This window comes from Paraburkholderia sp. SIMBA_030, assembly GCF_046535245.1.
Taxonomy (GTDB): domain Bacteria; phylum Pseudomonadota; class Gammaproteobacteria; order Burkholderiales; family Burkholderiaceae; genus Paraburkholderia.
Genome location: NZ_JAWRXB010000015.1, coordinates 12,417 through 27,903, shown reverse-complemented (window position 1 = coordinate 27,903; position 15,487 = coordinate 12,417). Strand labels below are relative to the sequence as shown.

Here is a 15,487-nt window from a genome sequence, read left to right as displayed (position 1 = left end):
ATGTCCACGATCGTTCTCGCCAACCTCCACAAACGCTTCGACGACTTCGTCGCGGTGCGCGACACCAGTCTGACGATCGGCGCGGGGCGCTTTGTCGTGTTGCTCGGTCCGTCGGGTTGCGGCAAGACCACCACGCTGCGGATGATCGCCGGGCTCGAATTGCCCACCTCCGGGCAAATCCTGATCGACGGCGAAGACGTCACGGCGTTGCGCGCGCGTCAGCGCGATATCGCGTTCGTCTTTCAGATGTTCGCGCTGTATCCGCACATGACGGTGCGCAACAACATCGCGTTTCCGCTGAAAAACGAGCATGTGTCGCGCAAGGAAATCGCGACTCGGGTCGATGCGGCCGCGCACATGCTGCGCATCGAGAGCATTCTCGATCGCAAGACCGGCGGTCTGTCAGGAGGCGACCGGCAGCGTGTGGCGCTCGGGCGCGCGATCGTGCGGCAGCCTAAGGCGTTTCTGATGGACGAGCCGCTCGGCACGCTCGATGCGGACTTTCGCGAGCTGATGTGTCTCGAACTGCGCAAGTTGCATAACGCGCTTGCCGCGACGACCGTCTACGTCACGCACGACCAGCGCGAAGCGATGGCGATGGCCGACGACATCGTCGTGATGAACAAGGGCGAAGTGCTGCAAGCCGGATCGCCGCATGAGATCTATCACTTTCCGGCGACGGTGTTCGTCGGCAACTTTATTGGCAGTCCGCCGATGAATTTCCTGCCGGTGGATGGCGGTATCGATGTGGGGCACGAAGAAGTCAGCCTGCATGGCGCACCGGTGCCGGTGCCGCGGTGCGAGCAGCCCGCTGCGCACGTGTTGCTGGGTATCCGCCCGGAGCATGTCGTCATCGACGAACACGGTCCGCTGCGCGGCAAGGTTATCGCCGACGAATATCTCGGCTCGCATCAGGTGCTGGTGATCGAAACCGCACTGGGTATCGTGCGTGTGCGTGCGGGCAAGGACGACGGTTTGCCTGCCGGATCGCTTGTCGGTCTGTCGTTTCGCAAGGAACGCACGCTGCTTTACGACGCGCAATCGGGCCGCCTGCTGCCGGGCGCCGTTCACACGATTCCTGCACTCGGAGAGGCTCATGGCTGAAATCCAGTTGCGCAATGTGTCGAAACGCTTTGGCGACATCCTGGCTGTCGACGATCTTTCGATCGACGTGAAGGACGGCGAGTTCGTGGTGCTGCTCGGACCGAGCGGCGCGGGTAAGACCACCACGCTGCGCCTGATCGCCGGGCTGGAACGGCCGGACGCCGGCGACGTGCTGATCGACGGCAACATCGCAACAGGCGTGCATCCATCCGATCGCGATGTTGCGTTCATCTTCCAGCAATACTCGCTGTATCCGCATCTGACCGTGTTCGGCAATCTCGCGTTTCCGTTGCGCTCGCCGAGAAGGCGCCGCAGCGAGGCCGAGGTGCGCGCGCGAGTCCACGCGGTCGCCGAGTTGCTGCATATGGAATCGAAGCTAGATAACATGGCGACGCATCTGTCAGGCGGTGAAATGCAGCGTGTGGCGATAGGGCGCGCGCTCGTGCGGCAACCCAAGGCGTTTCTGATGGACGAGCCGCTGTCGTCGCTCGATGCGAAGCTGCGTGAAGAATTGCGCATCGAGCTCAAGCGCCTGCATCGCACGATCGGCGCAACGATCGTCTACGTCACGCACGATCAGGTCGAGGCGACCACGCTCGCCGATCGCATCGGCATTCTCGAACATGGGCGTCTCGTGCAACTCGGCTCGCCGCGCGAGGTGTATGGCAATCCGGTTTCGCTGAGCGCCGCGCAGCGGCTCGGCTCGCCGCCGATCAACCTGCTGCCGCCCGCGCTGTTCGACTCGGCGCACCTGCCGGCGGGCACGGCGACCGTCGCGATCCGTCCCGAGGACATCGTGCTGCATGAGGCTGATATACGCGATCAGCGCGACGTTGCGGGCGCACAGGATGCACTGAATCTGAAGGTGCTCGAATATTCGCCGCTGCGCCACTTGCTGATTCTCGATCGCGCCGGAACCGCCGTGGTGGCGACGACGGTTGCCGAGCGCAATTTTTCGCCAGGGCAATCGGTCGGTGTTTCGCTGCCGGCGCGCAGCCTTCTATATTTCCGTGCCGACGGCAGGAGGATCCCGACATGAACGGCAAAACGGTCATGGCGTGCATCGACGCCGCCTATGCGTCGCTGAAGGAACACACCGACGAGATCGCCTTGCTCGACCAGCAGATCGGTGATGGCGATCACATCTTTAATCTGCTGCGAGGCATGGAAGCGCTGCTTGCCGTGAGAGCGGATATCGAAGCGGATGCATTCGGTCCCTCGCTCGAACTCGCGGCATCCAAGGTGTTGTCGACGGTCGGCGGGTCGTCAGGGCCCTTGTTTTTCTCGTTGCTGAGCGGCATGGCGAAAGCGTCCGCGGGAAATACGCTGGACGTAGCCGGTTTCGCGCATGTCTTTTCAGCAGGCGTGGACGCAGTCGGTCAACGCGGCAAGACCGGCGTCGGCAGCAAAACGATGATGGACGTGCTGATCCCTGTAGCCAGGCGCTTCGATGAACTCGCCGCGCAAGGCGCATCGGCCCGCGAAGTGCGCGAGGCGCTGCCGCAGGTCGCCGAGGAAAACATGCTCGCGACCCGCGACATGCTGGCGACCAAAGGACGCGCATCGTTTCTCGGCGAGCGTTCGCGCGGACATATCGATCCCGGCGCACGTTCCAGTCAGATCATGATTGCAGCGGTATGCGTGCGGCTGGCGCAACACAACGAGTGAAGGAGCGAGAGACCGTGAAAAAATTCATCAACCATGTGGACGACTTTCTCGCCGAGAGTCTGGCGGGATTCGCCGCCGCGCACAGCGACCTGGTGGTACTCCACAATGAACCCGTGTTCGTGCGCCGCAAGGACCTGAAGCGCGGCAAAGTAGCGCTGATCTCAGGCGGCGGCTCGGGGCACGAGCCTCTGCATTCGGGCTTTGTCGGTTACGGGATGCTCGACGCCGCCTGTCCGGGGCAGATCTTCACGTCGCCGACGCCGGACCAGATGATGTCCGCCGCGAGGGCCGTCGATACCGGTGCGGGTGTGCTGTTCATCGTGAAGAACTACTCCGGCGACCTGATGAACTTCGAAATGGCGTCGGAGATGTCCGAGGTGCCGAACGCGATGGTGTTGATCAACGACGACGTGGCCGTCGAAAACTCGAGCTACACGACTGGACGCCGGGGCGTCGCGGGCGCGGTGATCGTCGAAAAGCTAGTGGGCAGCATGGCCGAGAGCGGCGCGAATCTCGAGCAATGCAAGGTCTTCGGCGACCGGATCAATAAGCGCACCGCGTCGATGGGCGTGGCGTTCACCAGTTGCACGGTGCCGGCCGCCGGCACGCTGACGTTCAAGATCGGCGACGACGAAATCGAAGTGGGCGTCGGCATTCATGGCGAGCCCGGCCGGCGGCGCGCGAAGTTCGCGTCCGCCGACGCGATCGCGGGCGAATTGCTCACGGCGATCGCTGAAGACCTGAAACCGGCGGCGGACGCGGAGTTGCTAGTGCTCGTCAACGGGCTCGGCGGCACGCCGCTCGGCGAGCTTTATCTGCTCTTCAACTCCACGCGTATGTGGCTGAAGCAGCGCGGTCTGAAGATCGCCCGTGCGCAGGTCGGCGCATTGACGACTTCGCTCGAGATGGCCGGCGCTTCGATAACGCTGTGCGTGCTCGACGATGAGATGAAGCGCCACTGGGATAGCGCAGTGCATACGCCGGGATTGCGCTGGGGTATGTAGGGGAGACAGATCGCTATCGGTGCGTCTGCAGTAATGCTACGGAAGAGCTGTATTTTGCCAGCGGCTGCTGCGTACAAGGCGGCCTCGCGATGAACAATTTCGCCGTCGTGGTGTCGCCGGCGAAGGTGGGGTGGTTTCGGCTTTGCTTCATCGAGACGCAACTAACGGTCAAGCCCGGCTGGTCGCTCCAGATAACGCGGCGGCGCCCCAAGCGGAAACTTGAGACGACCGCCGCCCGCGTCCCACGCAGCGGCTACGCAGTGAAGCGCCGGCTATGCCACTCAACGATTGCCGTCAAGCAGATCGCCGAGCAGCTCGTCGAATGCGGCTTGCGCGTCTTCGAGTTCCTGCAATGCGGCGTCGAAGGTTTGCAGCGCGAACTGCGAAGGCTTGCCGCTGCCGGTAGGCGGAAATTGCGATTGCAGCGAAGCAAATGCAGACTGCACCCGCAAGGTGGCGGTCAAGACGCGTTCCATTGCCGCGGTTTCTTCGGCTCGCGCCTGTTCGTGATCCATGAAAACTCCGTGTTCGTCTGGTCGGCTCGCGCCGTGTCAAATGGGTGACTATGCCACGACGGCATTCAGGACAGCGGCAAACCGCCGTTGGCTTTCACTTCGCGCAACGACAACGCCGACTCCACCGACGTCACGCCCGGCAGGCTGCGCATCTCGTCGCGCATGAAGGTGCCGTAGTCGTCGAGATCGCGCGCGACGACCTGCAGAATGTAGTCCGCGCTGCCCGACACGTTGTGGCACGCGAGAATGCGCGGAATTGCCTGCACTTCGCGCTCGAAGCGGGTGGCTACGGCGCGGTCGTGTACCGCGAAGCGCACGTAGACGAACGCCACCACGCCAAAGCCAAGCGCGGAGCGCGACAGCATTGCGCGGTACCGATCGATATAGCCGTCGTTCTCCAGCCGCTTGAGACGGCGCGCGCACGGCGTCTCGCTCAGGCCGACCGTTTCGGCGAGCCGCGCATTCGACATGCGGCCGTCGCTTTGCAGCGCGGCGAGGATCGCGCGATCTGTTTTATCGAGCTCGGTGGTCATCGCTTTTCGTCGTTGATTATGGGCTAGCGGGAAACGTGGATTGAGAGGTGAATATTAGCGTATTCCTCCAAATGTTGAGGGTTCAGACATGTAATTCGCCAGCAAACCCTCCATCGACGATAGCAACATAGAGGCCTTGAAACGCGAGGCTCCTATGATTTCGGCACATCTTCTGATTGTCTATATGGCCGCACTGTTCGTCGTCTACGCGGTGCCCGGACCGGACATGGCGCTGGTTCTGCAAACCAGTATCGGACGCGGCATTCGCAGCGGCTTTGCTGCCGCCGGCGGCCTCGGGGTGGCGCGCGCGACGCACGTCACGCTCTCGGCATGCGGTGTGGCCGCGCTGTTGCGCAGCGCGCCGTGGCTATATGAAGTGGTGCGCTACGGCGGCGCGGTTTATCTCGCGTGGGTCGGCATCCAGATCTTTCGCTCGCCGGTGTTCGCGTTGCCTGAGAGCGGCGCGGCGAGCACCGGGTCGCGGCCGTTGCGTGCCGATTTCGTCAAGGGTTTGCTGACCAATCTGCTGAACCCGAAAGCGCTGCTGTTCTGCTCGGTGCTGTTGCCGCAGTTCGTGCGTCCGGAAGCCGGACCGGTGGCGTTGCAGATGATCGAACTGGGTCTGGTGCTGCTCGCCATCGGCGTGTGCTTCGACGTCATGTACGCGATCGGCGCCGCGCGCGTCGCCGGCTGGATGCGCGCTCATCCGCTCGCGCAAACGCTGCAGCGCTGGACTTTCTCGGCGGCGCTGATCGGCTTCGCGCTGCGGTTGTCGCTGGACTGATTTCCCCGCGGCTCACCTGCTCAGTTTATGCTCGCGCCGCGAGCGGTCCTCGATGATTGTGTTAATAAAGCCGATAGATGGACGCACAAACGCATACGCACGCACGCGGCCGCTCAATCACTCGCTTCCTGTCTATCGATGAAAACTTTTCTGCTTTACACAGTGACCGCCGTTGCCGAAATTGTCGGTTGCTATTTGCCGTGGCGCTGGCTGAAAGACGGTGGCTCCGCGTGGCTGCTGGTGCCCGGCGCGCTCAGCCTCGCATTGTTCGCCTGGCTATTGACGCTGCACGGCACCGCCGCAGGCCGCATCTACGCGGCGTACGGCGGTGTCTACGTAGCGGTGGCGATTGTGTGGCTATGGTGCGTCGACAAAGTGCGCCCCACGCTGTGGGATGCGGCCGGCGTCGCATTCACGCTGGCCGGTATGGCGATCATCGCTTTCCAGCCGCGCATTTGACATTGTTCGTGCGATGCTCCTGTGCCCCTCGCGCACCCATCGCGTACCTCTCACGCAACAGCGCACGCCGCTTACTTGATGCCGCCCAGATAGTCGAGCTTGCCGAGTTCGACGCCGTTGTGACGCAGGATGTCGTAAGCCGTCGTGACGTGAAAATAGAAGTTCGGCAGCACGAATCCCAGCAGGTACGAAAGCCCCGTGAACTCGATCGCTCCGCTGCGCATTTTCAGCGTGATGTCCCGCTGTTCCGATCCGTCGATCTGTTCCGCATTGAATTCCTTCAGATAATCAATCGTCTTTTGAAGGCGGGCATGCAGTTCGCCGAAGGTCTGTTCGACGTCTTCGTACTTCGGCGCTTCGACGCCTGCCAGACGTGCGGCGCAGCCCTTGGCCGTGTCGCTGGCGATATAGACCTGGCGCACCAGCGGCAGCATGTCCGGCGCGAGCCGGGCATTCGTGAACACGGACGGGTCGATCTGCTTCTCGGCAGCGTGTGCTTCGGCTTTGCCGAGAATGGCTTGCAGGTTGGTCAGGCCGCGGACCAGCACGGGCACTGAGGCTTGATACATCGAAATGGACATGATGTTCCTCTGATTCTTCGATCGTGCGCGCGGGTGGCGCGCGAGGCAAAGTAACGGCTGGATTGCCGCTGCAGCATCATAGCGCGAGCGGTGCGCGATGCGAATTGACGACGCGCGACGTTAGCCATTCGGACAACTGCCGCGCACGCCGGAACTGTGGTCGAATGCATTTGTCGGACGGCTTGACGGAGTTCTTGAAACCGCGATCCTCCGCCGGTTCGAGGTGGGGAGATTGTGCAGGCGCGTGCCGTGGCTGGGTCCGCCCGGGTATGCCAGCGGTCCGCGCCGTCACGCTAACAGGAGAGTCGGTACCATGGCCAACAAGCATCCGCTGCCGGGCAGCGAGCGCACGGTAGAGCAAGGTTCGAAAGTCGTAGGGCAATGCGATCCCGCTGAGCGGATCGAGGTTTTCGTGATGCTGCGCCGTCAGCAGCAGGCACAGTTCGACGCGTTGATGAGCAAGATCGAGGCGGGCGATCCGAGCGTGAAACCGCTGTCGCGTGAGGCGTTTGCAAAGGATTACGGCGCGGCGTCGGACGACATCGCCAAAGTGAAAGCCTTTGCAGACGCGCATGGCTTGACGGTAGTGCGAGAAGATCCGGCGGCGCGCTCAGTATTGCTGAGCGGCACGATCGCGCAATTCCAGACCGCATTCGGTGTGCAACTGCAGCATTACGAGCATCATTCGGCTGGCCGGTTCCGCGGCCGCACTGGCACGATCAGCGTGCCGGACGATCTGCACGGCGTGGTGGAGGCCGTGCTGGGTCTCGACAACCGGCCGCAGGCGCGGCCGCACTTTCGCATCCGGCCGCCGTTTCAGCCGGCCAGATCGCCGCAGGTTTCCTTTACGCCGCCGCAGCTCGCGTCGCTCTACCAGTTTCCACAAGGCGACGGCAGCGGCGAGTGCGTCGGCATCATCGAACTCGGCGGTGGCTACGTCAGCGCCGACCTCAAAAGCTATTTCGCGAGCCTCGGCGTCCACTCGCCGACGGTCAAGCCGGTCGGCGTAGACCAGGGCAGCAATCAGCCGACTGGCGACCCCAGCGGCCCGGACGGCGAGGTCACGCTCGACATCGAAATCGTCGGCGCGATTGCGCCGGGCGCGACGATCGCGGTGTATTTCACGCAGAACAGCGACGCCGGTTTCATCGACGCGGTGAGCCGCGCCGTGCACGACACGACCAATAAGCCCTCGGTGATCTCGATCAGCTGGGGCGGGTCGGAGTCGAATTGGACCGGCCAGTCGCTGCAGGCCTTCAACAGCGTGCTGCAAGCGGCAGCGACGCTTGGCGTGACCGTGTGCGCTGCGTCGGGCGACAGCGGTTCGAGCGATGGCCAGGGCGGCGGCGATTACGTCGACTTCCCGGCGTCGAGCCCTTATGTGCTGGCGTGCGGCGGTACGAGCGTGACTGCGTCGGGCACGTCGATTTCGCGCGAAGTGGTGTGGAACGACGGCCCCGGCGGCGGTGCGAGCGGCGGTGGCGTGAGCCCGGCGTTTCCGGTGCCGGCGTGGCAAGAAGGCTTGTCGTCGACGAGTGCTGACGGCAGCAAGACGCCGCTCAGCGGGCGCGGCGTGCCGGACGTCGCCGGCGACGCCTCTCCTGCCACCGGCTACAGCGTCTTGATCGACGGCACGCAAACGGTGGTCGGCGGCACGAGTGCTGTCGCGCCGCTGTGGGCGGCGCTGATTGCGCGCATCAATGCGGCGAAAGGGCAGCCGGCCGGCTTCATCAACCCGAAGCTTTATAAGGCCACGAGCGCCTGCAACGACATCACGCAAGGCAACAACGGCAGTTTTGCCGCGTCGGTGGGCTGGGACGCGTGCACGGGACTCGGCAGTCCCAATGGTCAGAAGGTGGCCGCAGCACTATAGTCTGATGAGCGGCGGATCGGCTCGGGCGGTGGCATGGTGGTGGCCCGCTCAGGTGGTGGTGAGCCGTCCACGCCCGGTAACAACGAACGATGTGTGCCGTGTCGGCCAGCAAGCGTTAGGCATGCATTTCAAGAGACACACGAGATAAGACAACACAAGACGTTAACGACGTTTAACGAATCCATGGAGCGATCATGACAAACACCGAGTCAGCTTCCGTTAGTCCGCCGTCGTCACACAATTCTCATGCGGCGCCCGCGCCAGCGGCGGCGAGCGCGTCGCCCAACGCCGGCGACCAGCCATTTTTCGATCCGGTCGCCTACGGCAACGGGCCGGACGATTCCGTCACGGAAACCGCCGAAACAGCCGCGATCACGCACCATTCGGTCACGATCGGCGGGCACAGGATCAACTACACGGCGAGCGCCGGTCACCTCGTGATTGTCGATCCGAGCAGTTCGCAGCCCGAAGCCAGGATGTTCTACGTTGCGTTCACGCAGGACAACCAGAAGGAGGAAACCCGCCCGGTGACTTTCTTCTATAACGGCGGGCCGGGTTCGTCGGCGGTGTTCGTGCTGCTCGGCTCGTTCGCGCCGCGCCGCATCAAGACGTCGATGCCGGGCTTTACGCCGCCCGCGCCGTACTCGATGGAGGACAACCCGGACAGCCTGCTCGACAAGAGCGACCTCGTTTTCATCAACCCGGTCGGCACCGGCTACTCGGCGGCCATCGCGCCGAAGAAGAACCGCGACTTCTGGGGCGTCGACCAGGACGCGGACTCGATCAAGCAGTTCATCAAGCGGTTTCTGACGAAGAACAATCGCTGGAATTCGCCGAAGTATCTGTTCGGCGAATCGTACGGCACCGCGCGCAGTTGCGTGCTGGCGTACCGGCTGCATGAAGATGGCGTCGATCTGAACGGCATCACGCTGCAATCGTCGATTCTCGATTACACGCAGTCGGGCAACCCGGTCGGCGCGTTGCCCACTGCGGCCGCGGACGCGTGGTATCACAAGAAACTCGGCATCGCGCCGCGGCCTACCGATCTCGGCACGTTCGCCGAAGAAGTCGCGCAGTTCGCCCGCACCGACTATCTGGCGGCGCTGCGCAAGTTCCCGACTACCGATTCGGCAACGGTCGAAAAGCTCAGCGAATACACCGGCATCGACACAACCACCTTGCTCGCCTGGAGCCTCGATATCGCGTCGTACGACAGCCGCGGCAATTCGCTGTTCCTGACCACGCTCCTGAAATCGCAAGGCCTCGCGCTCGGCGCGTATGACGGGCGGGTGACGGCGATCGACACCGGCATCGCCGGGATGGTCGACCCGAACTCCGGCGGCAACGATCCGACCATGACGGCCGTCTCCGGCGTCTACACGACCATGTGGAACGTGTATCTGAACGAGCAGTTGAAATACACGTCGAATTCGTCGTTCACCGATCTCAACGATCAGGCGTTCAAGTTCTGGGACTTCGGCCACATCGACCCGACCGGCGCGCAGAAGGGGCTCGACGCGAACGGCAACGTGATTCTGTATACCGCCGGCGATCTCGCGGCGGTGATGGCGCTCAATCCCGATCTGAAGGTTTTGTCGGCGAACGGTTTTTTCGATTTCGTCACGCCGTTCTATCAGACGGTGCTCGACCTGCAACAGATGCCGCTTCTCAGTCAGCAGGTTCGGCAAAACCTGTCGGCGCGTTTTTATCCGTCGGGTCACATGATCTATCTCGACGGCGGGTCGCGAACCGCGCTTAAAGCGGATCTCGCGAAGATGTACGACGCGACGGTGTCCAATACCCAGGCGCTGTTGCGCATCCGCGCATTGCAGGCTCGCGTTGCCCGGCCGGCGGCCGGCGGGTGAGCGGCTCGCGCCGGATACGTCGTCGTTGTCCGGTGCGTGGGCGCGGTGTTGTGAAACGCATTCGTGCCGGACAGGCCGCGAACCCGAGTCTTTGAACGCCCTGCAGCGCGCGCTTCACGGTGCGAGCGAGCAGGGCGTTTTTTACAGTTTTATATTGAATATGTTTTAATTGCTCCGCGAATTGAACTATTGCGCGCCGTTTCCCGGCGCGCCGACGAATGAACGCAGCCATGGCAGACAGGCGTCGCAGCAACCATCGCAGCGGCGTAACCAGCAATACGTATGACTATACGTATGACTATGAGGCAATTCCGTCGACGCTCGAGCGTCAGTACGGCCCCGCGCGCCTTACACGCCGAAAGCGCTTAGCGGTCGAACTCGTGCTCGGTTTCACCGCGGTACTCGCTTTGCGGATCGGCGAAGCCCGTGCCCAGGAAGCCGCGATGCTCGACGAGCGCGTCACGCAGCAGTCCGTAGGCGAAACCATTTGCCGCCCCGGCTACGCGGATACCGTCGCGCCTCCGTTCGACGAACTCATGGCGCACAAGGACAGAATGCTCGCCGCGCGCGGCATCGATGCCGACAGCGGTGTGGCCTTCGCGCTCGATAGGCGCGTGCCGATCGTCCTCGGCGGCTCGCCGGACGCCGCTTCCAATCTCGATCTTCTGCCATGGGCAGGCCAGCAGGGCGAGCGCCGCAAGGCACGCGCGGCGGTCATGCTCAAGCGCTGCGTCTGCGAGGGCAAACTGAGCCTCGCGGAAGCGCAGGCCGCGATTATCGGCAATTGGTCCGTGGTTTATTCGGGCTTCAGTCAGACGTCTTGCGACGTAAGCCGTCTCGATGTCGCCACTGGCTCCGAACGCGAAAGCGCGCCATGAAGCGGCGTGCCCACAGCCATCAGCTTCGACGTAGCCATCAGCTTCGACGTCTACCGGCAACTGCGTCCGCTGAGCGCGCAACGCGTCGCGCGGTTTCAGGCCTCCGGCGAGGTGAAACATCTGCCTCATGGTCTTGCGGCTTGCGAAGTTGCCGACGACGGCGTCGACGATCCGTCTGCCGTACGGGTCCATGTGCAGCACGGCAAGAATCGACGTTCGGCACTTGCGCCGGGCCTCTACCGCTGAATATGCATTTGTTTTGTATTTTTACCGGTACTTATTCAGGTACAGTGCATTAACGGATGTTTTAAGTCGTTTTCACGACATTGCGTCGCATCGCTTTTGCTGTCGATTGTGGCTATCCTGACAACAAGACGAAATTCGAAGGGGAGATTTAAATGGTTGCGGTCTATCTGTCGTTGGCTGCATTGGGTGCCGCTGGCGCCGCATTTATCCGTCAATTCGCCGTCGCTCAGGCAAAACAGCGTGCGGCGCTGCGACCGGTGCGCGTGCATACCGCTGGCCGCGGTGCGGACCGCCGCGCGCACCGAGGGTAGGCGGCATGAACCTGATCGTGCGCAACATCGCGGAATCGTGCAGCGAGCAGGAAGTACGGGAATTCCTCAAGCGCGAGCTTGGTCATTACGCGAAACATGTGGATGTGGTCGATGCCGGCAAACCCGGCGCGTACGCCACCGTCGAACTGGACGCGCAAGTGCCGTATGTGGGCGAGGTGATCGCGCGGCAGATTCACGGCAAGCATTTGGGCGGTCTGGCGCTCGAGGCGAGCGCCGATCTGTTCAGCGACGAACCGCCCACCGCGAACCGCCCACCGCGAGCCGAATAGCCGCTGCCGCCTTTCTCGAACCAGGCGCGCGTGACAAGCGCACCTGGTTTGTCGCATTCCTTTTCTCTCACGCCCCGCCTGTCTGCACTGGCCAATCGAACGGCGTGTATGGCAACGCGCGCTTGTGCTGTGTGACGTCATAAAAACGCATAATCGTCTCGCGCGCGGCGTCGCTCACCGGTTTGCCTTCCAGAAAGTCGTCGATATCGTCGTACGGAATGCCATATGCGTCTTCGTCCGGCCGTTGCGGACGCAACATTTCGAGGTCGGCGGTCGGCACTTTGTGCGCCAGTGCTTCGGCCGCGCCTAGTGCGCCGGCCAGCGCGCGCACGCGACGCTTGTTCAGACCGGCGAGCGGCAGCACGTCGGCGGCGCCGTCGCCGAACTTCGTGAAAAAACCCATGACCGATTCGGCCGCATGGTCGGTGCCGATCACTACGCCGGCCCGTGCGCCTGCCACCGCATATTGCGCGATCATCCGTTGGCGGGCCTTGATGTTGCCGTGAACGAAATCCTGCTGCGAGTCGTCGGCAAATGGCACGCCGCTCGTGTTCAGCACGGCAAGCATCGCATCGGCAGCGGGTTTGATGTCGACGGTGAGGTTTTCATCCGCGCGAATGAACTGCAATGCCTGCTGCGCGTCGGCCTCATCTTTTTGAATGCCGTAGGGCAGGCGTACCGCGACAAAGCGGGCCTCATAATGTTCGGCGCGCAACCGTTCGACCGCGAGTTGCGCGAGGCGCCCGGCTGTCGTGGAATCGACCCCGCCGCTAATTCCAAGCACATAGGTTTTCAAGCCGTTGCCGCGCAGATAGTTTGCGAGAAAGGCGATGCGGCGCTCGATTTCCTGCGCAGCGTCAAAGTCGGCGCCAACATGCATTTCTGCGGCAATGCACGCCTGGCGTGCGCTTGGGTCTCGTTGCGCCATGATTTCTCCTTCCTCCATTCAGGGTTGTGTCAAAGTCAAACGATACGCGCTTGCTTGCGAAATGCGCGAGCGGCGCAGCCATAACCGTGCCGGTCAGCCGGCATGCTGTGCACATCGGGTTTATCGCCAATATCGGTCTTAAATACAGCTCGTTATATGCCGTTAAATCGGTTTGCGAATTGTCAAAAATGGGCGAATATCATGGCGATTTTGATAAACCGGCCGATTCTTCATCGACAGATTGCAATGTGCTTAGTAATATCGTCGCGTATCCGCGCGCCGCGTGAGCCGGCAGGCAGTCAATAATAAGCAGGTTTGCTCAAATTCGCGATGAACTACCCTAATCGGCCTGGCCAGCCTGTTCCGGACCGCATGACTTCCGCTTCGGTAGTTCGTCGGCGCGAAGTGGTCTGTATGCCATCTTCACCCTATACGCCGCGTTCGTCGCATTCTCCGCGCGCAGCTTATTTGATGCGTTATCTGACGCGTGCAGCGAGCACGGTCTTCTGCGCCTTGTCATGCAGCATCGCAATCGCGGCCTCTGCACCGGCGGACCGTCCGGCGCCCCTGGTCGACGCGTCTGACGTTGTCGCGTCCGATGCGGTCGGCGTGGTCGACCCGCGCCGGGCGTTACTGTTTCGGGGCGTGTTCACGCACGAGGTCACCCGTCGGCTGAAAGTGCCGGCTGCGGAACAGCGCGCCTACGCCGACCGTCTGCAAACGGCGCTCGGCGAGAATGTCCTCGGCAACCTGTCGGGCGAGTATGTCGTGCTGGTCGATCGCAACGCCAACGTGCAGGCGCTGTTCATCTACTTTCGCGCGACTCCGTCCGATACCTGGCAGATGATCGGCGCGTCGCCCGTCGCGACCGGCCGGCCCGGCGAGTACGACCACTTCATCACGCCGCTTGGCGTGTTCGAGCATACCCCCGCCAACATGGACTTCCGCTCCGAAGGCACGATGAACGAGAATCACATTCGCGGCTATGGCAAGCGCGATATGCGGATCTTCGACCTCGGCTGGGCGCAAGGCGAGCGCGGCTGGGGTAAGGGCGGGATGTCGCAGATGCGCTTCCAGATGCATGCAACCGACCCCGACCGGCTCGAGCCGCTGCTCGGCATTCGCCATTCGAAGGGCTGCGTGCGCATTCCCGCGTCGCTCAATGTGTTCCTCGATCATTACGGCATTCTCGACGCCGAATACATGGAACTGGTCGCGTCCGGCAAATCGTTGTGGGTGTTGAAAAGCGATCGCCAGGTGACGCCGTGGGCAGGGCGCTACATCGTCGTGGTGGATTCGGGGCGTAAGAGCCGCCCAGCGTGGGCGCCGGCGCCAGGCAGCAAGGTGCGGGCAAAAGTGCCGGCCGGCGCGGATACGGCAGACTGAACAGCGGATTTCGCGCGAGTATCGAATGTGTCGATCTTGTGATAGAGCGGAAGGGCGAGAGGCGACCAACGGCGAACGACCAACGGCCCGTGCGTCATTCAACGGCTTACGAGCGCACCAGCAGCACGCCCACCAGCGCCGCCGCAAAACCGGCGATCTGTACTGGCAGCAGCGTTTCGCCGAAGCCGAGATAACCCTCGAGCGCGGCCAGCGGCGGCGCCAGAAAGACGAGCGCGGTGGCGCGTGCGGCATCGCCGCGCCTCACCATCCACACCAGCAAAGTCACGCTGATGCCGGACAGCATCACGATGCCCCACGCCAGCGACGTCCACAGTGTCGGCGAAGCAATCCAGCGGTGCTCGCCGAGCGCGAGCGCAAAAATCATCGCGACGAGCGCCGCGCTGAAATTCTGCACCGCGCTCGCGCTGCGAATGTCGGCCTTCGCGAGCGAAGTCTTCTGAAACAGCGTGCCCGCGGTGATTGCGCCGACCGCGAGGATCGAGACCAGCACCACCAGCCAGGGCGGCGCGTCGCCATGCGGCACCGGCGGCGTTGCGGCGGCCAGTTTCGGTTCGAGGACCAGCGCGACGCCGACGAGGCCGAGCGCCATGCCCGCCCAGCCGCGTCGCGAGAGCCGCTCGCCGAACAACGGTGCGGCGACGGCTGCCGTCGCGAGCGGCTGTAGCGCGCCGAGCAAAGCCATCACGCCGGCGCTCAAGCCCTGCGCGACCGCCCAATAGCCTGCGCCGAGATAGACGCCTTGCAGCAGCGCGCCCGCCACCAGATGCTTGCCGAGATCGCGGCCGGTCGGCCACGCGGCGCGGACGAGCAACGCGGCCAGCGCGAACAGCAACGCGGTGCCGCCAAAGCGCGCAAGCAGAAACAGATTGGGATCGGCATACGGCGTGATCGCCCGGGCGACCACGAAACCAGTCGACCACAACACGACGAATACGGCGGCGGTAAAGGTAGCGAGCATCGAGCTTCGGCGGTGGGAATGTGAAAGCCCGCCATCTTGCCGAGGCGCGCGAAGCGCGTCTTGTTCGAAGCTGCAATCGCCGG

Annotated in this window: 17 protein-coding genes and 1 pseudogene; 13 read left to right on the top strand and 5 right to left on the bottom strand. The window is 63.0% G+C overall.

Annotated features, from left to right (window positions below; translation table 11 throughout):
- The 4 genes from SB772_RS24725 to dhaK are packed head-to-tail and all read left to right on the top strand — an operon-like array spanning position 1 to position 3,776.
- Positions 1–1,104 (top strand): ABC transporter ATP-binding protein, encoded by a 1,104-nt coding sequence (locus SB772_RS24725; RefSeq protein WP_410835835.1) that lies wholly within the window; start codon positions 1–3, stop codon positions 1,102–1,104.
- Complete coding sequence (locus SB772_RS24720; RefSeq protein WP_410835834.1) at positions 1,097–2,143, top strand: ABC transporter ATP-binding protein; 1,047 nt, start codon at positions 1,097–1,099, stop codon at positions 2,141–2,143. Before SB772_RS24725 ends, SB772_RS24720 begins: the two co-directional genes overlap by 8 nt.
- Positions 2,140–2,772, top strand: coding sequence for a dihydroxyacetone kinase subunit DhaL (gene dhaL / locus SB772_RS24715; RefSeq protein WP_410835833.1), 633 nt, complete (start codon positions 2,140–2,142; stop codon positions 2,770–2,772). Before SB772_RS24720 ends, dhaL begins: the two co-directional genes overlap by 4 nt.
- A gap of 14 nt (positions 2,773–2,786) precedes the next feature.
- Positions 2,787–3,776, top strand: a complete 990-nt coding sequence (gene dhaK, locus SB772_RS24710) for a dihydroxyacetone kinase subunit DhaK (protein WP_410835832.1) — start codon at positions 2,787–2,789, stop codon at positions 3,774–3,776.
- Between the two features lie 281 nt (positions 3,777–4,057).
- On the opposite strand, the gene SB772_RS24705 is transcribed toward dhaK, so the two are convergent.
- Complete coding sequence (locus tag SB772_RS24705) at positions 4,058–4,291, bottom strand: hypothetical protein (RefSeq protein WP_410835831.1); 234 nt, start codon at positions 4,289–4,291, stop codon at positions 4,058–4,060.
- Between the two features lie 65 nt (positions 4,292–4,356).
- Entirely contained in the window at positions 4,357–4,824 is a 468-nt protein-coding gene (locus tag SB772_RS24700) for an Lrp/AsnC family transcriptional regulator (RefSeq protein WP_410835830.1), read from the bottom strand.
- 154 nt (positions 4,825–4,978) lie between these two features.
- On the opposite strand from SB772_RS24700, the gene SB772_RS24695 reads away from it, so the two are divergent.
- Both SB772_RS24695 and SB772_RS24690 read left to right on the top strand, forming a co-directional pair.
- A complete protein-coding gene (locus SB772_RS24695) occupies positions 4,979–5,608 on the top strand; it encodes a LysE family translocator (RefSeq protein WP_410835829.1) in 630 nt (209 codons plus the stop codon).
- 138 nt (positions 5,609–5,746) lie between these two features.
- Positions 5,747–6,067 carry a YnfA family protein gene (locus SB772_RS24690; protein ID WP_410835828.1) on the top strand — a complete coding sequence of 107 codons (321 nt, stop codon included), beginning with the start codon at positions 5,747–5,749 and terminating at the stop codon, positions 6,065–6,067.
- Positions 6,068–6,138: 71 nt separating this feature from the next.
- Here the strand turns inward: SB772_RS24690 and SB772_RS24685 are convergent, their stop codons facing one another.
- The gene (locus SB772_RS24685; RefSeq protein WP_410835827.1) at positions 6,139–6,648 is read right to left on the bottom strand and encodes a DUF1993 family protein; all 510 of its coding nucleotides are present in this window, start codon (positions 6,646–6,648) and stop codon (positions 6,139–6,141) included.
- 313 nt (positions 6,649–6,961) lie between these two features.
- On the opposite strand from SB772_RS24685, the gene SB772_RS24680 reads away from it, so the two are divergent.
- From SB772_RS24680 to SB772_RS24660, 5 genes and pseudogenes are all read left to right on the top strand, one after another.
- A complete protein-coding gene (locus SB772_RS24680) occupies positions 6,962–8,521 on the top strand; it encodes a protease pro-enzyme activation domain-containing protein (protein ID WP_410835826.1) in 1,560 nt (519 codons plus the stop codon).
- A gap of 194 nt (positions 8,522–8,715) precedes the next feature.
- A complete protein-coding gene (locus SB772_RS24675) occupies positions 8,716–10,386 on the top strand; it encodes a S10 family peptidase (protein ID WP_410835825.1) in 1,671 nt (556 codons plus the stop codon).
- A gap of 218 nt (positions 10,387–10,604) precedes the next feature.
- Positions 10,605–11,264 (top strand): hypothetical protein, encoded by a 660-nt coding sequence (locus tag SB772_RS24670; RefSeq protein WP_410835824.1) that lies wholly within the window; start codon positions 10,605–10,607, stop codon positions 11,262–11,264.
- Positions 11,265–11,297: 33 nt separating this feature from the next.
- Positions 11,298–11,510: pseudogene (locus SB772_RS24665) on the top strand (hypothetical protein); the annotation flags it as partial.
- A gap of 316 nt (positions 11,511–11,826) precedes the next feature.
- Positions 11,827–12,111, top strand: coding sequence for an RNA-binding protein (locus SB772_RS24660; RefSeq protein WP_410835823.1), 285 nt, complete (start codon positions 11,827–11,829; stop codon positions 12,109–12,111).
- Positions 12,112–12,178: 67 nt separating this feature from the next.
- Here SB772_RS24660 and nadE read toward each other — a convergent pair whose 3' ends face one another.
- On the bottom strand, positions 12,179–13,039 hold the full coding sequence (nadE, locus tag SB772_RS24655; RefSeq protein ID WP_410835822.1) for an ammonia-dependent NAD(+) synthetase: 861 nt from the start codon (positions 13,037–13,039) through the stop codon (positions 12,179–12,181).
- Between the two features lie 50 nt (positions 13,040–13,089).
- Between nadE and SB772_RS24650 the strand changes: the two genes are divergently transcribed.
- A complete protein-coding gene (locus tag SB772_RS24650) occupies positions 13,090–13,326 on the top strand; it encodes a hypothetical protein (RefSeq protein ID WP_410835821.1) in 237 nt (78 codons plus the stop codon).
- A gap of 184 nt (positions 13,327–13,510) precedes the next feature.
- Entirely contained in the window at positions 13,511–14,425 is a 915-nt protein-coding gene (locus SB772_RS24645; protein ID WP_410835820.1) for a L,D-transpeptidase, read from the top strand.
- A 106-nt stretch (positions 14,426–14,531) separates the two neighbouring features.
- Here SB772_RS24645 and SB772_RS24640 read toward each other — a convergent pair whose 3' ends face one another.
- On the bottom strand, positions 14,532–15,404 hold the full coding sequence (locus SB772_RS24640) for a DMT family transporter (RefSeq protein WP_410835819.1): 873 nt from the start codon (positions 15,402–15,404) through the stop codon (positions 14,532–14,534).
- Between the last annotated feature and the right edge of the window lie 83 nt (positions 15,405–15,487).